Source organism: Micromonospora sp. WMMD980 (genome assembly GCF_029626035.1).
GTDB lineage: Bacteria > Actinomycetota > Actinomycetes > Mycobacteriales > Micromonosporaceae > Micromonospora.
On sequence record NZ_JARUBE010000003.1, the window covers coordinates 3,069,974 to 3,086,398 of the forward strand.

A 16,425-nucleotide genomic window follows, 5' to 3' on the forward strand; every position below is an offset into this window, starting at 1 on the left:
AGGAGGCCCCGTGTCCGTCGTCGGCCTCGCCGAAGACCTGATCAGCCAACACGCCGCGCTCACCAGCGACCCGAACAAGGGAAACGGCTACGTCGCCCGCTACCTGCGCGGCGAGCACGATCCGCCGTACGCCCCTCGGGGCGCGAAGGCCGAATACAAGGCCCTGGCGCGGAAGAGCATCACCAACTGGCTACCGCTGATCAGCGAGACGTACGTCAAGGGTCTGTTCGTCGACGGCTACCGCCCGGCGAAGTCGACCACGAACGCCCGGCCGTGGGAGTTCTGGCAGGCGAACCGGCTCGACGCTCGGCAGACGATCGCGACGCGGGGCGCGCTGGAATTCGGCGCGTCCTACGTGCTGGTTCTGCCTGGCGAGCCGGCCCCGCTGATCCGGCCGCTGTCGCCGCTGAAGACGATCGCCTTCTACGAAGACGACGACGACGAATGGCCGGTGCACGGGCTCCGCATCAAGGGCCGCTCGGCGGACGGCGCGCAGCTCTTCGAGGTCTACGACGACCAGGCCGTGCACCTGCTCGCCCGGCCGAAGGACCGGAGCCGGCTCACGCTGATCCGCTCCGACGCGCACGGACTCGGCGTGTGCCCGCTGGTCCGCTTCCGCGACCGGCTCGACGGCGAGAACCGGGGCGTGATCGCCCCGCTGATCGTCCTTCAGGACCGGATCAACGAAGCGGTCTTCGCCCTGATGATCGCGCTTCAGTACGCGTCGTTCCGCCAGCGCTGGGCAACGGGCCTGTCGATTCCGATCGAGGAAGACGAAGACTCGCCCCTGTTCGGCCAGCCGATCGAGCCGTTCCAAGCGGCCATTGACCGGCTCTGGGTTTCGGACAGCCCTGACGCCAAGTTCGGATCGTTCGATCAGACCGACGTGACTGGGCATCTGGAAACGTACGGTTCCGGCGTCCGCACCCTGGCCGCCATCGCGCAGCTCTCCCCTCACGTGCTGCTCGGCGACCTGGTCAACCTGAGCGCGGACGCGCTCGCCGCCGCCGAGGCCGCGACGCAACGGAAGATCGGCGAGTACGAGACGATCTTCGGTGAGAGCTGGGAGCAGACGCTTCGGCTCGCCGCCCTCGCGGCGGGTGACCAGCGGTCCGCGCTGGATCTGTCCGCGCAGGTGCGTTGGCGCGACACCGAGGCCCGTTCGCTGGCCGTCGCCGTGGATGCCCTCGGAAAGATGGTGACCATGCTCGCCGTGCCGGCCGAGGCCGCATGGGAGCGCATCCCGGGTGTCACCGATCAGGACATCGAGCGCTGGCGCGGCATGGCGTCGTCTGCGGACGGCCTGGCGCAACTCGCCGACGCCCTCACCCGCCAGTCCGCAACCCCCGCCCTGCCGGCCGAGCCGGCGCAGCCCGCGATCGGAGCGTGATGATGCGTGGCGGCCCCGCTGACAACCGACGCCCTTGCCGAGAGCTACCGGGTAGGTCAGGCGAAGGTCGCGAGCGAGGCCGCCGCACAGCTCACCTTGGCGTTCCGCACGCTGCTGAACCCGGGCAACCTGGATAAGACCTTCCCGGTCTACGTCACCGCGGCGTCGAGAATTCTCGATGAGGCCCGCCGGAAAACGGCCGGACTAGGCGGAGCGTTCTACCTGGCCCACCGGCAAGCGTCGGGCGTGCTGGGCGCGCTGCCTGAGATCGCGTGGGCGGGCAGCCTTCCGCCGGCGCAAGTCGCTACGTCGCTGCTCGTCACGGGCCCCGTCGCCGTGAAGCGCGCTATCCGCATGGGCGCGACGGTGCCGCAGGCGCTCGCGTCGGCCGAGGTGAAGGCCGCCGGCATGGCTTACCGCCACGCGGCGGACGGTGGCCGGGCGACGATTCAGGGCAGCGTCTACCGCGACAAGAAGGCGCTCGGCTGGGCCCGCTTGAGCGACGGCCGGCCTTGCTACTTCTGCGCGATGCTCGCCAGCCGGGGCCCGGTCTACAAGTCGGCGACGACCGCCGGCCTACGTGACGGGGTCGCGAAGTATCACGACAAGTGCGGGTGCTTCGTCGTCCCGGTCTACGACATGGCCGACCCGTGGCCGGGCATCGGGCCGCAGCTCCAAGACCTCTGGACCGAGGCCACCGCCGGCAAGTCGGGGCCCGAGGCCGTGCAGGCGTTCCGCAAGGCGTACGACGCCAAGCATCCGATCGGCACGAACCCTTCCGAGGCCATCGCGCACGCGCAGGAAGAGGCCGTGAAGGCGTTCGCCGCGAAGGCCCGCGCTGCTGCCGCCGAGGCGGTCGCCCGCGCTGCCGCTGACGCCGCGAAGGCCGCTGAGCAGGCCGCCGCCGAGGCCGAGGCCATCGCCGCCGCCGAGGCCGCCAAGGTCGCTGAGGAGGCCGCCGCGAAGGCAGCCGCCAAGGAGGCCGCGAAGGTCAAGAAGTGGCAGGGCAAGCCGGCCCCGGCCGCCCCGAAGAAGCCCGAGCCGCCGCAGGTCGACGGCGCGCGGTTCTTTGATGGGTGGTTGGCGAAGGTCCACGCCCGCTATGACGCGCTGGGTACGGCCAAGAAGCTCGATGCGAGCTTCAACTACTCGTACGTCCGGCAGGTCATCGAGTCGCACGACTTGGCCGCGCTGGACTACCTGAAGGCGAACAAGTACGTCGATCAGGCGCTGTTCGACGAGGCGAAGGGCCTGTTCGGCAAGGTTGCCGACGCGAAGGCCGCCGCCGAGGTCGACCCGGCGTACCTGAAGGCGCTCCGCTCGTACCGGAACCTGAGCACGCGGCACAAGCGGTATCTCTCCGAGTGGCGCGAGGTCAACGGCGTCACGGCGCAGCTTCAGGGCATGGACGCGGACGCGATCCGGCACGCCTCACACGAGGCCGGCCGGGAGTGGGCCGACCGGGCGCTGCCGGTGCCGACGGCGAAGCAGGCCGCCGCGATCACGAAGTACAGCGGCAACGACTTCGGGCCCTGGAACGAAGCCCTTCGCGCGCACGCCGACGGGCACACGCTGCCGCCGGGTAGCTGGGGCAAGTGGACCGCGCAGGCCGACGAGGCGTTTACGCCCGTCCCCGAAGACCTGTTCGTTCACCGGGGCTCTACCTTCATGGAGTTCGAGCTACCGGGCGGGGGCCGCACGCACTCGATGCCGCCGCCGGACCCGCGCGAGCTGATCGGCACAGTGCAGGTGCAGCACGGCTACATGTCGACCTCGGTCGGGCATCGCTCGGCGTTCAGCTCCAAGCCGGTGCAGCTCGTCATCCGCGTTCCAAAAGGCCACAAGGCGGCGTGGGTCATGCCCATCTCGCAGTTCGAGACTGAGTACGAGGCGCTGCTTCAGCGCTCCACCTTCACCTTCGTGCACGACGTTTATCAGTCGGACGGGAAGTGGGTGGTGGAGTTGGAGGTTCTGCCGGACGGCGTCGACCCCGAGTCGTTCAAGGGCTTGACCCCGATGCCCCGCGAGGCGAAACCGACGGTGAGCTACAGCGCCTGGTAGGTGCGTGATACGCTTCGCGGATCTAAGGAGGTGCGATGCCCTGGCATGAGCAGCCGATGGAGCTGGCCTACGCCCCGAGGCGCTACCCGACGCACGACTACTCGGGCGAAGGCGAGATCGTGACGATACGCGTCGGTCCCGAGGTGGTCGGCCATCTGTCCCGCAAGGGCTGGGCGGAGGTTGGTTGGCTACCCCGGCCCGACCTGAGCCAGGCGGCCGACACGGTCCGCGTGATGGTGAACGACATCCTTCACGAGGGCGCGGCGGACGGCGTCGAGCTGGTCACGGCGTGGGCCGAGATCCTGAACCACACGCAGCACGACGCACCGAAGACGGCACCGCTGGACGGACTCCGCGGTGACTAGCTAGCCCCCCGAAACACCCCTGAGAGGCCCTGAGAGCGCTTGGCGCACTCGGGGCCTTTCTCGTACCCACACCCGATGCGTGAGACGGCCTACGGGCCTCTGACGGGGGGTGCAACACCCGTGCGGCAAGGCCCGCACACCTCTACCGACCTCAGGAGGTCACAGAGTGCCCGAGCACGAGAACGAGCCGCAGAACACCAACGCCGGCAACGGCGAGGGCGGCACTGGCACCACCCCGCCCGCCCCGGCGGACAAGGCTCCGAAGTGGGAGGGCGAGTACGACCCCGAGAAGGCCGCCCGGCTGGTCGCGAATCTCCGCGCCGAGCTGGACGGCGTCAAGGGCAAGCTGAAGACCCGCGAGGACGCCGAGAAGAGCGAGCTTCAGCGGGCGATCGAGCGCGCCGAGGCGGCCGAGGCCGAGGCCGGCAAGCTCCGCACCGCGAGTGCCATCACCGAGGCCGTCAAGGCGCACGGACTGCCGGCGCAGCTCGCGAAGTACGTCACCGGCGCGACCGAAGACGAGATCAACGCGAGCGCGAAGGCCCTTGCTGAGGACTTCGGCGTGAAGGCCGAGCAGACGACCGAGCCCATCCCGGGCCGCCCGAAGCCGCGCCTGGTCCCCGGCCACGCCACCAGCGGCGATGAGGGCTTCGACCCGAACGCCGTCATCAAGGCCGTTCGCGGCACCTACTGACCTTCTGAGAACGGAGTAACAACCACATGGCTACTGCCACTCCGCACGAGTTCCTGATCCCGGAGCAGGTCCTTCGGACCGCCCTGGGCCTGATCCGCGATGACCTGTTCATCGCCGCAACCTTCAACCGCGATTACGAGTCCGACTTCGGCGGCGGCAAGGGCGCCAGCGTGAACGTCCGCATCCCGGCCGTGCTGAAGGCCCGGCGGCGGACCCTCGCCGAGGCCGGCACGCCGATCGTCGTGGACAAGCTGAAGGAGTCCACCGTCGCGGTCAAGATGACCCACATGATCTACTCGGCGGTCGACCTGACCGACGAGCAGATGACTTTCAGCATCGAGGACTTCACCCGGCAGGTCACCGCGCCGCAGCTCGTCGCGATGGTCGAGGACATCGAGAACTTCTGCGTCGAGACAATGCAGGCGCTCCCCGAGTCCGTCGGCATCGCCTACGACCCGGCCGCCCCGGAGCTGACCTTCACTCGGGCCCGGAAGACCCTGCGCGACCTCGGCCTGCCGGCTGACGGCCTCTGGGCTGCGTGCGGCACTGGCGTCTACGCGAACCTGGTCGACGCGAAGGCAATCTCCGACGCCTCGCAGTCCGGCTCGACCGAGGCCCTGCGGAACGCGGGCGTCGGTAAGGTGCGCGGCTTCAACACCGTCGAGTCGAACCGCCTGGACGACGACGAGATCGTCTTCTACGGCCGCGACGCCTTCACCCTGGCGATCCGGGCCCCGAAGGTCCCGGCAGGGGCCGCCAAGGGCGAGAGCCGCAGCGAGAACGGCTTCGCCATGCGGTGGGTTCAGGACTACGACTCCAACATCCTCGCCGACCGGTCGATCTTCTCCACCTTCATCGGTGCGCAGGCGCTGAAGTACCCGCGCCTGGACAAGAACGACCCGGACGGCTTCACCGAGATCGTGCCGGCCCTGCGCGTGAAGACCGGTACCCCGGTCGCCTGAGCCAATGCGTGAGACGACACGCGGAAGGAATGACGCATGAGCTTGCCCCCGCTCGCGACGGTCGCGGAGATGGAGAAGCGCCTCGGCCTGGCCCCGGGCGCGATCACCGGTAACGACCTGGTCCGGGCGGGGGCGGCGCTCGATGACGCGTCCGCTCTCGTCCGCGCCGAGGCCGGCACGGATTGGGTCGCCGACGACGGCCTCACCGTGACGGCCCCGGCGGTCGTCCGCACGGTCACGGTCGCTGCGGCCCTGCGCGCCTACCGCAACCCTGACGGCTACCAGGGTGAGACGGTCGGCCCGTATTCCTACCAGTACGCGCAGGGCACGGCGACGCTCTACTTGCTGGCCGCCGAAGCGACGATCGTCAAACGGGCCGCCGGCATGGCGGGCGGGGGTAGGGGCGTTTACACGGTCCGTACCCCCTCGGCCTACGAACCCCCGGTGCCGCGTGGCCTGCTCTGGGAGCTGCTGTGAGATACCCCGATGCGGTCACGATCCTGCGCCGTTCAGGCGTGGACGAGTACGGCAACCGCGACGGCTCATGGCGCGATCCGCTCGCGCTGCCGGCCGTCGGCTTCCTGTCTGGCACGACCGTCTTCATGCCCGCTGGTGCCGACGTGCGCCGAGGTGACCGCCTGCGCATCGCCGCGACGACCTACGACATCGAGGGCGACCCGGAGCTACTTCGCTCGCCCTCCCGCGACGTGCTGACCCTCGTCACCGTCCGCGCGATAAGGAGCTGACTATGGCCGCGAAGATCCGGCTCGACCACCGAGGCATCCTCGCGGTGCTGAAGTCGAGCGAGGTAGCGGCCGAGGTCGGCAGCCTCGCCGAGACGATCCGGGGCGCGGCGGCGGCGCACCCGTCGGTCGTCGAGCACGAGATGCACGTCAAGGTCAGCACCTACACGACCGACCGGGCGGCGGCGGCCGTCGACATCGCCCACCCTGGCGGCGTCGGCGTGCAGGCGAAGCACGGCGTATTGACGCAGGCGGCGGGCGCGGCGGCCTTGGAGGTCCGCGAGACGTGATCACGTTCCCTGACGCCATGCTCGCGACACTCGCGGTGCTGCGGCCGGCGCACCCGGAGGTGACCTTCGGGACGAAGACGCCGGACAGCTTCGATGGCGGCGACGCGCCACCCACGCCGTACGCCATGGTCCGCACCGACAACACCGCCATGCGCTATCCCGTTGCAGCTACGTCCACGGTCCGCGTGACCGTCTGGGCCGAGTCCGAGGCCGCCGGGGTCGCGCTGGCCTTCCGCATTCTCGCGACCCTGCTCGACTACCCGGGCGGCCCGGCGGTTCGCAGCTTCGGCCACTACACCGGCCCGCTTCCGACGACGGACCCGGACAACGGGCGGCCCGTCGCGTCCATCACCGTAGGCGCTCGCCTGCGGCCTATCAGCATCTAAGGAGCACGCATGGCGGGCGACCCGACCAAGGCCGACCTCTGGGGCGGCGCAGACGTTTACATCGCCGACGTGGGCACCGTCGAGCCGAGCGACCTCATCACGCCGTGGAGCGTGGATTGGGAGCCGGTCGGCATTCTCGACGGCGAAGAGGGCTTCACCTGGGAGCGCGACGAGGATTCGTCGGAGTTCTACGGCTGGGGCGGCATCCTCATTCGGAAGACGCGGTCCAAGCACAAGCGGACCGTGAAGTTTACGGCGCTGGAAGACAACGAGGTTGTCTTCGAGCTGGCGAACCCGGGCAGCACCCGGAGCACTACCGCCGGCCTGGTCACGGCGAAGATCAAGGTTCCGCAGAATCGGGACTTCGCGATCGGCTTCGAGCTTCGCGACGGCGACAAGCGCATCCGCCGGACGGTCAAGCGGGCGACCGCTGACGTTGACGGCGAGGTGAAGGAGTCGGAGACCGAGCTGACCGCCTACAACTTCCTGGTCACCCTCTACCCCGAGGGCGACGGCACGCTCTACACGGAGCTTTCCGGCCTGGTCACGCCGTAGTGCGTGAGTCGACTTACTGATCTACCCGGGGCCCCGGGGCGCAGCGCGGACGCCTCCGGGGCCTCTCTTCCGCGCCCATCCGCGCCGCAGCTCTTGGAGGAGCACCCATGACTACCGCCCGCGACGCCGCGAAGGCCGAGGCCACCGGTTCCACCGTCACCTTCGAGTTCGACGGCGAGTCGTACGAGATCGAGCCGTCGCTGACCTGGGATCTCGACGCCATGGAGGCGTACGAGGAAGGCAACCTCGTCACCTGCGTCCGGCTGATCCTCGGCCCCGCGCAGTACACGAAGTTCAAGCCGAAGGGCGCGAAGCGCACCGTAGGCGACCTGGGCCGGCTCTTCAACGCCATTCAGGAGGCGGGCGGGGCGGGAAACTGACCGCGCTCGTCGCCCTGGTCCGCGACCACGCCGACGCCGTAGAGGCCGACCTTCAGCGGTACTACGGCGTCGAGCTGGCGGGCCTCTGGCGCGGCGAGCTGTCCTGGCGACGCCTGCGCGTCCTGGTCGACCACCTACCGCCCGGCTCCGCTGTCTGGGCGCTTCAGCACAGCGTGCCGTACGGCACCACCCCTACCGATGTCCTGCTCGCCGATGTGTACGGCGCGCTGACCGGTGAGCCGCACCCGCTGCGGCCCAAGCCCGAGAAGGCCGCCACGACGGCCGGTGACCCCGACATGTTCGCGCGCCTTCGCGCGGCCCGTGACCGCATCCGCCGCGAGAGGGAGGCCCATCAGTGAGTACGCGCGTCGGGTGGGCAACCCTTCAGGTCATCCCGTCCGCGAAGGACTTCGGGAAGAACCTCTCCAAGGATGTCGACCCGCAGATGGGCGCGGCCGGCCGGAAGACCGGCGGGGCGTTCGGCGGGGCGCTGCTGGCGGGGGCGGGCCGGTTCGCTGGCCCGCTCGCGGCGGTCTTCGCGGGCGCTCAGGTGGGGTCCTTCCTGAAGGACGCCATCACGCAGGCGTCCGACCTCGGCGAGGCCGCGAACAAGCTGAAGACCGTCTTCGGCTCCGCGACCGATCAGGTAATGGCCTTCGCCGGTAAGGGCGCTCAGCAGCTCGGCCAGTCGAACCTAGCCATTCAGAACGCCGCCGCGACCTTCGGCGTGTACGGCAAGGCCGCCGGCCTGGCCGGCAAGGAGAACGCCGCCTTCTCGACGCAGCTCGTGCAGCTTTCGACCGACCTCGCGTCGTTCTACAACACCGACCCGTCGCAGGCCATGGAAGCCATCGCGGCGGGACTCCGCGGTGAGTCCGAGCCGCTGCGGCAGTACGGCGTGCTGCTCGACGACGCGACCCTGCGGAACGAAGCCCTCCGCCTGGGCCTGATCAAGACGACCAAGCAGGCGCTCACCCCGCAACAGCGGGTGCTCGCCGCGCAGGCCGCGATCATGAAGCAGACGAAGGTAGCGCAAGGCGACTTCGCGAAGACCTCCGGCGGGCTGGCGAACCAGCAGCGCATCTTGACGGCGCAGTGGGAAGACGCCAAGGCCAAGCTCGGTCAAGCGTTCCTGCCCGCCGTGACCAGCGTCGTTCGGGCCCTTAACTCGGGCCTCGGCCCCGCCGTCAAGGCCGTCATGGGCGGGCTCGACAAGGCGGGCCCGACCTTCAGCAAGGCGGGCGACGCCGCGAAGTTGTTCTTCGGGTCCTTCACCGGTCAGGGCGCAGATGTCGACCTGGGCAAGTGGACGAACCCGATCATCGACGCGGGCGCAGCCTTCCGAACCGCGTTCGACGGCGCGAAGACCTACGCCGCCTCCCTCATGCCCACCCTGAAGGGCATCGGCGCGGTCTTCGCCGACCTCGGCCAGTTCGCCGCGAAGTTCTTCCGCGAACAGCTCTTGCCTATGTGGCAGTGGATGGCGACCACGGCGATGCCGCTCGTCGGCCAGCTCGGCGACTTGCTGAAGACCGGCTTCGAGGCGGCCCTGCCGGTGCTGCGCGTGCTGGGAACGGTCCTAAAGGCCGTCTTCGGCTTCCTCGGCCCGGTCCTGATCGCCACCGTGAAGCCGATCTTCAAGGGCATCGTCGGCATCATCTCCGGCGCTATCCAGACGATCAAGGGCGTCTTCCAGATCATCAAGGGCATCTTCACGCTCGACTGGCCGCTGATCTGGACGGGCGTAAAGAACGTCTTCGGCGGCGCTTGGAAGATCATCCTGTCGACCCTGAAGGGTGTCGCGGGCGGCATCTGGGCGCTGATCAAGGGCCTGTTCGGCGACATCGTTTCTTGGATTGGCTCCAAGCTGGCGCAGGCCGGTCGGGCGGTCGCCTCCTGGGCGGCGTCGGTGGGCCGCTGGTTCGCCAGCATGGGCAGCAAGATCCGCTCGACCGTTTCGGGCTTCGCCTCAGCCGTCGTGTCGTTCTTCGGCTCGATGATGTCCCGTGCCCGCTCGGCGGTGACTTCCGGCATCTCCCGCCTCATCTCGGCCTTCACCGGCATGAAGAACCGGGTGATCGACACCGTGAAGGGGCTCGCGTCCCGCTTCGTGTCGATCGGCTCTGACGTGATCTCGGGCTTCATCCGAGGCATTCAGAACAGCGCCGGCCGGATTATCGGCGCGGTCCGTTCGGCGATCACGGACAAGCTCCCCGCGTTCGTGAAGGACGCCCTCGGCATCCATTCGCCGTCGCGGGTCTTCATGGCCCTCGGCCGCTTCGTGTCGACCGGTATGGCCTACGGCATCCGTCAGAAGGCCGGCGAGGTCACGAAGGCCGTATCGGCGCTCACGAAGATCCCCGACGCGACGACGGTCAACGTCGGCGCTGTCTCGGCTCGCGCGCTGTCCCCTGCGATGGAGGCGGCGGGCCCGACCTCCTATCACCTCCACGACTCGCAGGCCACGATCGCGCAGCTCCGCGCCCTTCAGGAGCGGCAGGCGATCACGGCGCGCATCGGAAGGGCTCGCTAAATGCCGCTGATCATCGGCGGGCAGGTTGTCCAGACCCCCACGTCTGACGACCTGCCCGCCTACGTCCCCGCCCCGCGTGAGCGCATCGAGTCGGACCTTCGCCGGCCGCAGGCTGTCTACGTCGACCCGATCGGCCGCGAGTGGCCGCTGACTGAGCCGGCGCTCGGCTGGGCGACGATCGACCAGGTAGGCGGGCTCGGCGCGGTCGAGGTGGAAATGACCACCGACGCCCACCCGCGCGGCGGCGCTCGCGTGCGGCACATTCAGCCGCAGGCCCGCGTCATCAACTGGCCGCTACTGGTCTTCGGCCAAACGCACACCGAGTTCATCGAGCGGTGGCGGGCACTGGTCCGGGCATTCACGATGACCCGCCGTCTCGGCCCCGGCCGCCTCCGGGTGAGCCGGCCGGATGGCTCGTCCCGCGAAATCCTGGTGACCTACCAGGGCGGTTTAAACGGGGAGGCCGGGCAGGGCTTCACCCACGACACCGCCGTTGTCTCCCTCTACTGCGAAGACCCGTACTGGCGGGCGACCGAGCAGCTTGTCACCCGCTACTCCTTCGCCACGCTGCGGCCGTTCCTGCGGCCGTTCCCGTCGCTGTCGTCCGGCCGGGTGCTCGGCGAAGTCGAGATCGTCAACCCCGGCGAGGCCGAAGCCTGGCCCACCTGGACGATCATCGGCCCGGCAACGGGCCTGGTCGCGACGAACTACACCACCGGCCAGTCGTTCACGCTCTCCTACAGCCTGGCCGCCGGGCAGACGATCACCGTCACCACCGACCCGCCGACCGTGCGGGGCCCCTCGGGCGAAGTCCTGACGTGGGCGCTCAACTGGCCCGGCGCGGTGCTCTGGGGCCTGGAGCCGGGCTTGAACGACGTGAACTTCTCCGTCCCCGGCGCTGGCCCCGGCTCGGCCGTGGACCTGGCCTACGTGCCGCGCTACGAAACGGCTTAGGCGATGTCCTTCACGATCCTTGTCACCGGCCGAAACCTGAACGTGATCGGCGACCCGATCACCCGCTGGACGAATCTCGACATCACCCTGAAGTTCAACGAGCCCGACGTGGCGACCCTGACCGTCCCCACGGACGGCCTGTCCGTCGCGCAGCTCGCCCCCGGTAACCGCCTGGTCGTCATGCGCGACCCGGCCCCGGCACTGGGCTACCCGGGGGAAGTCGTCATCGCCGGTCCGATCGAGCAGCCCGGCGCGCAGAAGTGGTCCATCGACGGCGCGGACACGGGCAGCGGCACGACGACGATCGCGTGCGCTTCCGACCTCGCGTCGATCGTCGCGGAGGTCGCCTACCCGGACCCGGCACACGCCATCACAGCGCAGGCCACGGGACGGCGCACCTTCGCCGCGACGAAGGCCGAAACGATGATGCGCCAGCTCGTCAGCGAGAACGTCGGCCCGTCGGCCATCGCGGCGCGGCGTATCCCGGGGCTGACCCTGGCGGCCGACGGGGGCCGGGGCGCGAGCGTCACCGCCGGCTTCCGGCTGGACCCGCTCGGCGACGCGCTTCGGTCCGTCGCGCTGGCTGGTGGGGGCCTCGGCTTCCGCACCCGGCAAGCCACGGTCGGCGCGTCAGTCGTCTTCGAGGTCTACCAGCCGCGCGACCTTCGCGGGCAGGTGCGTTTCTCGCGGGGCCTGAGCAACCTGCTCAGCTACTCCTACACGCCGGCCGCCCCGACGGCCACGGTCGCGATCGTCGGCGCGCAAGGCGAAGGCGTAGACCGCAACTTCACGGAGGTCGTGTCGGCGGCGGCGTCGACCTGGGGCCGCATGGTGACCCTGGTCGACCGGCGCGACACCGACGACCCGACCGAGACGACGCAGGGCCGCCGCCGAAGCCCTCACGGAGGGCGCGGAGTCGGCGCAGCTCGAAACGGTCACCGTCGACACCCCGACGCAGCGCTTCGGCGTGCATTACGGCCTGGGCGATCTGGTGTCGATCGAGCTGAACACGGGCGTAGTCGTCGCGGACATCGTTCGCGCCGTGAACATCACCGCTACGCCGACCTCGGGCGAGCTTGTCACCGCCGTCATCGGCACCCAGAGCGCCAGCACCGACCCGGATTGGGTCCGGTCGCTGCGCCAGATTTCGCGCCGGCTCTGGCGCTTGGAGGCTGTCTAAGTTGGCACAGGAGTCCCCCATGAGCGCCACGGGCGCGCTCACCGAAGCGCAGTACGAGGCGCTTGCCGCGCCGCAGGGTGCGGACGGGCTGAGCGGCCACCCCGACGATCCGGCACCCGTGCGGGTCAGCGGTTCGCAAGCGATCATCCCCGCCGGCCTGAAGGGCAACCTCCGCGGCTTCCCGTGGGCGTCCGGCAGCGTCGACACCTCGCACACCATCGATCTGAGCGGGCCGGCCCGCGTCGACCTGATCGTGCTCCGGCTCGACCGGGCCGCCGGCTACGTCGTGGGGACGGCCGTGCGCAAGGGCACCGCCGACACCGCGCCTGCTCCGCTCACCGGCACCGGCCCGAACGACGTATACGAGATCCCGCTTGCCGAGGTCCGCGTCTCGGGCGGCGCGCTCACCCTGCTGCGCCTGCGCGCTTGGTACATCGGCGAAGACGGTCAGATCCTCTGCAAGTCGTCCACCCGTCCTCCGCACGCCCCCGGCCGGCGCATCCGCGAGACGGACACCGGACGCACCTACGAGTCGACCGGGACGGTCTGGGCCGCCGTGCTGGACGACTCGGGAACCGTCGGCGTGAGCGTCGCCAGTGGGTACACCTTCTTGGAGAACAACCTCCGTCGGGTCGGCCGCCAGTGCATCGCGTCGGTCAAGGTCATGCGCAAGGGCGCGGCGATGCCGGCTGGCTCGACGGTGAAGGTCGGCGTGATTCCGGACGGCTTCCGGCCGTCGTTCCCCGTGAACGGCACGGCCCTCTACTGGTCCGGGCAGGCCACGGTCGGGCTCCGCGCGACCCCTGACGGGTCCTTCTATGTCGTCACCCCCGCCGGCCTGGGCGTGAACCCTGACCGCTCCGTCGACGGCTCCCTGACCTGGTTCACCGACTAATGCGTGAGACGACTCACGCGCACCTTGGAGACTCCTAATGCGCTACTGGTTCTGCGGCGGCCCCGCCGACTACACGATCACGACCGGTGACGCGGTCACGATCAGCACGCCCGCCGGCAGCGTCACCGGCCGTCAGTCCGTCGTCGTCGGCGGACAGCCGATCACCTTCTGGTCCGCTGAGACGGGCGGCACCCTCCTTACCGACCTGCTCGACGACCAGGGCACGGCCGTTCAGTCGGTCAGCTCGGCCACCGGCACCGGGACGCGCGGCCTCGGCCAGATCCCGCCCGTGCAGGGGCCGGACGACGTAACGGAAATGTGGGCTTCGGCCGGCAACGGTCCCCGCGTCCGCATGGTCGCCGTCACCGGCTGGCGGCTGGTCGCACTGGCCTCGGCGCTCGACACCGTCTCGGCGAAGCTCGACGCCCACCTTGCCGCCCCCAACCCGCACGCGACCGACCTCGGCGACCTGGCCGACGTGCAGGCTGCGACGCCGCTGGACGGGCAGCTACTCGCCTACGACGCCGCCGCGAACGTCTGGCGGCCGGTGGCGGTCCCCGGCCTGTCCGGCGTGGCCGACCTGACCAGCGAGCAGACGATCTCCGGCGCGAAGACGTTCGAGTCGACCGACACCGGGACGCGCGTCACGCTGCGGTCGGCGGCCGGTCAGGTCGGCGACATGCTCGTCTTCTGGTCGTCGCCGTCTCAGGGCGAGGGCGGGCAGCGGCAGCGCACCGGCTACTTCAACGAGAAGGGCGAGCTGCGCGTCATCGCGGCGAAGGGCAACTCCGTTGCCGTCCGCATCAAGGGTCAGCCGACGCAGTCCGCGCACGTGTTGGAGCAGACGGACACCGCGAACAACGCCGTTTCGTGGTGGGAGCCGAACGGCTCTTGGCGCGCGCCGAACCTCGGCATCATGCCGGTCTGGACGCTGGACACGGCCGCCGTCGGCACCGGCACCTATCGGATCTACAACCCGACGCCGGTCCCGCTGACCATCCGGGGCGCAGTCGCGTCGTGCGGCGGCAGCACGCCGGCCGGCTCGGCGCTGATCGTGCAGCTTCGCGTAGACGGTGCTGCCGCGTACGCGGACGCCAACCGGCCGACCATCCCGGCGGGTGGCCGGTCCTCGGGTATCGCGTCGGCGCTTGCGGTCACCACCTGGCCCGCCGGCTCTTACCTGACTGTCGATGTCGTGCAGGTCGGCAGCACGACCGCCGGTAGCAAGCTGACGGTGCAGGTGCTCGCGTACTGATGGCTATCTCGCGTGTAAACGACAACGCGGCGATGCCTTCGGGGTCGGCGACGGCGCTTTCCGTCCCGGCCCCGTCGGGGGTCGCCTCCGGTGACCTGCTGCTGTCCCTCTTTGGTCTGCTGAACGCGTCGACCACCGTCACGGAGCCCGCCGGCTGGACTCAGCAGGGCGGCGTGAGCGTCGCCATGGGCACGAACCTGGCCGCCCGCCTGCGGTCCAAGGTGGCCGGCACCGAGCCCGCTTCCTACGACTGGTCGATCCCGAGCGCCGTGAAGCTCGGCGGCTGGGTCGGCGCGTATCGCGGCCTGGACGCTACGAGTCCGATCGCTGACGTAGCAGTGGTGGCCGGCGCAGCGAGCACGACGCAGGCGACCCCGTCCGTGTCCGTCCCCGAGGGCGGATGGCTGGTGTACGGCGTCGTTACGAGGCACGCGCCGGGCGCGGCCGGCCTCTCGACCTGGCGCAGTAGCGCGGCGAGCGAGGCTAAGCGCGCCGAGCTGGCGACCAACGCCGGCAGCGCGGATATCACCCTGGCCGTTTTCGACTCTGGCGACCCGCTGGCGGCGGGCGCGGCGACGCGAACCCTGACTTCTTCCCTCACGGAACAGAACGCGGTCGTCTTCGCCGTCGCGCTGAAGCCGGCCGCGACGACTCCGCCGCCGGTCGACCCGCCGCCCGTCGACCCGCCGCCGGCCGCGACCGAGCTGCGGCCCGGCCTGCCCATCTTCTAACCAGCACACGCGTAGGGCGCCCCATCGACGGGACGCCCTTCGTCGTGCGCGCGAAAGGAGCCTGAATGACTGCGGCCCCCGCCAACTTGAAGGCCGTCCGTACCCTCCTGCTCGACTCCCTGCCCCTGCACCCCCTGGCCGTCGGCATCGTCGGCGACAGCGCTCACCGGGGCGGCTATCACTGCGGCTCTGACCGCGTCGTCACCGGCGACTACTCCGTTACCGAGTCTGCCCGCGACCGGGCCGGCCTGAGCGCGTACGCCTCGGCACTCGATGTCGGGCAGTTCTACAAGGGCGCGCACAACCTGCGGACGTTCTCCGTCTGGCTGGTCGGCGAGTGCGCCCGAGGTGCGGCCGACACCCGCGACATCCGCGAGGTCATCTACTCGCCGGACGGGCGGACCGTTCGGCGTTGGGACCGCGAGGGCCGGCGCAGCTCCGGCGACTCGTCCCACCTGGCCCACACGCATATTTCCTTCTACCGAGACGCGACGAAGTCCGGTCGGGACCTGACGCCGCTCTTCCGCCGCTACCTCGCCCTGGTCGCAGGCAAGGCCACGCCCGCCCCGGCTCCGGCTCCCGCTCCGAAGCCCGCCCCGAAGCCCGCCCCGGTCGTTTTTGGCTCCCGAGTGCTGAAGCGTGGCTCAACCGGCGCGGACGTGCGCGAGCTTCAGACCCGCCTGAACCACTACGGCGCGCGGCTGTCCGCCGATGGTGACTTCGGCGTCGCCACGGAGGCCGCGGTGAAGGCGTTTCAGCGGCTCCGCTGGCTGGCCCCGGACGGCATAGCCGGCCCGGCCACCGTCGGCGCGCTGAAGTCGAACCTCGGCGGCCGGGTGCTGCGGCAGGGCAACCAGGGCGCAGACGTGGCCGAGCTTCAGCGGCTGCTCAACCGGCGCGGCTACAAGCTGACCGTCGATGGCGAGTACGGCCCGGCCACGAAGCGCGCGGTGCTCGCATTCCAGCGCGCCCGCCGGCTGGTGGCGGACGGCGTCGCCGGTCAGGCGACCGTCTCGGCGCTTCGGACGTGATCCCCGACCATGCCCCTACG

20 protein-coding genes are annotated in these 16,425 nt (G+C 70.1%); 19 read left to right on the forward strand and 1 reads right to left on the reverse strand.

Annotation, left to right across the window (positions count from 1 at the left end; all coding sequences use genetic code 11):
- Positions 1–10: 10 nt before the first annotated feature.
- The 11 genes from O7618_RS14280 (at position 11) to O7618_RS14330 (ending at position 7,826) form a co-directional block, all read left to right on the forward strand.
- On the forward strand, positions 11–1,390 hold the full coding sequence (locus O7618_RS14280; RefSeq protein ID WP_278106572.1) for a phage portal protein: 1,380 nt from the start codon (positions 11–13) through the stop codon (positions 1,388–1,390).
- Positions 1,391–1,396: 6 nt separating this feature from the next.
- Positions 1,397–3,451, forward strand: coding sequence for an ADP-ribosyltransferase (locus O7618_RS14285; RefSeq protein WP_278106573.1), 2,055 nt, complete (start codon positions 1,397–1,399; stop codon positions 3,449–3,451).
- Between the two features lie 35 nt (positions 3,452–3,486).
- Positions 3,487–3,816, forward strand: a complete 330-nt coding sequence (locus O7618_RS14290; RefSeq protein WP_278106574.1) for a hypothetical protein — start codon at positions 3,487–3,489, stop codon at positions 3,814–3,816.
- Positions 3,817–3,982: 166 nt separating this feature from the next.
- Positions 3,983–4,510, forward strand: a complete 528-nt coding sequence (locus O7618_RS14295; protein ID WP_278106575.1) for a hypothetical protein — start codon at positions 3,983–3,985, stop codon at positions 4,508–4,510.
- A 26-nt stretch (positions 4,511–4,536) separates the two neighbouring features.
- Positions 4,537–5,472 carry a P22 phage major capsid protein family protein gene (locus O7618_RS14300; RefSeq protein ID WP_278106576.1) on the forward strand — a complete coding sequence of 312 codons (936 nt, stop codon included), beginning with the start codon at positions 4,537–4,539 and terminating at the stop codon, positions 5,470–5,472.
- Between the two features lie 36 nt (positions 5,473–5,508).
- Positions 5,509–5,949, forward strand: a complete 441-nt coding sequence (locus tag O7618_RS14305; RefSeq protein ID WP_278106578.1) for a hypothetical protein — start codon at positions 5,509–5,511, stop codon at positions 5,947–5,949.
- 38 nt (positions 5,950–5,987) lie between these two features.
- Positions 5,988–6,218, forward strand: coding sequence for a hypothetical protein (locus O7618_RS14310; protein ID WP_278106579.1), 231 nt, complete (start codon positions 5,988–5,990; stop codon positions 6,216–6,218).
- Between the two features lie 2 nt (positions 6,219–6,220).
- Entirely contained in the window at positions 6,221–6,505 is a 285-nt protein-coding gene (locus O7618_RS14315; protein WP_278106580.1) for a hypothetical protein, read from the forward strand.
- Positions 6,506–6,522: 17 nt separating this feature from the next.
- Complete coding sequence (locus O7618_RS14320; protein WP_278106581.1) at positions 6,523–6,891, forward strand: hypothetical protein; 369 nt, start codon at positions 6,523–6,525, stop codon at positions 6,889–6,891.
- A 9-nt stretch (positions 6,892–6,900) separates the two neighbouring features.
- Positions 6,901–7,446, forward strand: coding sequence for a hypothetical protein (locus tag O7618_RS14325; protein ID WP_278106582.1), 546 nt, complete (start codon positions 6,901–6,903; stop codon positions 7,444–7,446).
- Between the two features lie 107 nt (positions 7,447–7,553).
- On the forward strand, positions 7,554–7,826 hold the full coding sequence (locus tag O7618_RS14330) for a hypothetical protein (protein ID WP_278106583.1): 273 nt from the start codon (positions 7,554–7,556) through the stop codon (positions 7,824–7,826).
- Here the strand turns inward: O7618_RS14330 and O7618_RS14335 are convergent.
- Entirely contained in the window at positions 7,799–7,960 is a 162-nt protein-coding gene (locus tag O7618_RS14335; RefSeq protein ID WP_278106584.1) for a hypothetical protein, read from the reverse strand. The genes O7618_RS14330 and O7618_RS14335 overlap by 28 nt on opposite strands.
- Positions 7,961–7,999: 39 nt before the next feature.
- Between O7618_RS14335 and O7618_RS14340 the strand changes: the two genes are divergently transcribed.
- The 8 genes from O7618_RS14340 (at position 8,000) to O7618_RS14375 (ending at position 16,405) form a co-directional block, all read left to right on the forward strand.
- The gene (locus tag O7618_RS14340) at positions 8,000–8,185 is read left to right on the forward strand and encodes a hypothetical protein (RefSeq protein WP_278106585.1); all 186 of its coding nucleotides are present in this window, start codon (positions 8,000–8,002) and stop codon (positions 8,183–8,185) included.
- Positions 8,182–10,359, forward strand: a complete 2,178-nt coding sequence (locus O7618_RS14345) for a hypothetical protein (RefSeq protein WP_278106586.1) — start codon at positions 8,182–8,184, stop codon at positions 10,357–10,359. The genes O7618_RS14340 and O7618_RS14345 overlap by 4 nt, the downstream gene beginning before the upstream one ends.
- Complete coding sequence (locus O7618_RS14350; protein ID WP_278106587.1) at positions 10,360–11,313, forward strand: phage tail domain-containing protein; 954 nt, start codon at positions 10,360–10,362, stop codon at positions 11,311–11,313.
- Positions 11,314–11,316: 3 nt separating this feature from the next.
- Positions 11,317–12,516, forward strand: coding sequence for a hypothetical protein (locus O7618_RS14355; protein WP_278106588.1), 1,200 nt, complete (start codon positions 11,317–11,319; stop codon positions 12,514–12,516).
- The gene (locus O7618_RS14360; protein ID WP_278106589.1) at positions 12,513–13,388 is read left to right on the forward strand and encodes a hypothetical protein; all 876 of its coding nucleotides are present in this window, start codon (positions 12,513–12,515) and stop codon (positions 13,386–13,388) included. Before O7618_RS14355 ends, O7618_RS14360 begins: the two co-directional genes overlap by 4 nt.
- Before the next feature lie 37 nt (positions 13,389–13,425).
- Entirely contained in the window at positions 13,426–14,643 is a 1,218-nt protein-coding gene (locus O7618_RS14365; protein ID WP_278106590.1) for a hypothetical protein, read from the forward strand.
- Positions 14,643–15,374, forward strand: a complete 732-nt coding sequence (locus tag O7618_RS14370; protein WP_278106591.1) for a hypothetical protein — start codon at positions 14,643–14,645, stop codon at positions 15,372–15,374. Before O7618_RS14365 ends, O7618_RS14370 begins: the two co-directional genes overlap by 1 nt.
- A gap of 65 nt (positions 15,375–15,439) precedes the next feature.
- Complete coding sequence (locus tag O7618_RS14375) at positions 15,440–16,405, forward strand: peptidoglycan-binding protein (protein ID WP_278106592.1); 966 nt, start codon at positions 15,440–15,442, stop codon at positions 16,403–16,405.
- The last annotated feature ends 20 nt before the right edge of the window (positions 16,406–16,425 follow it).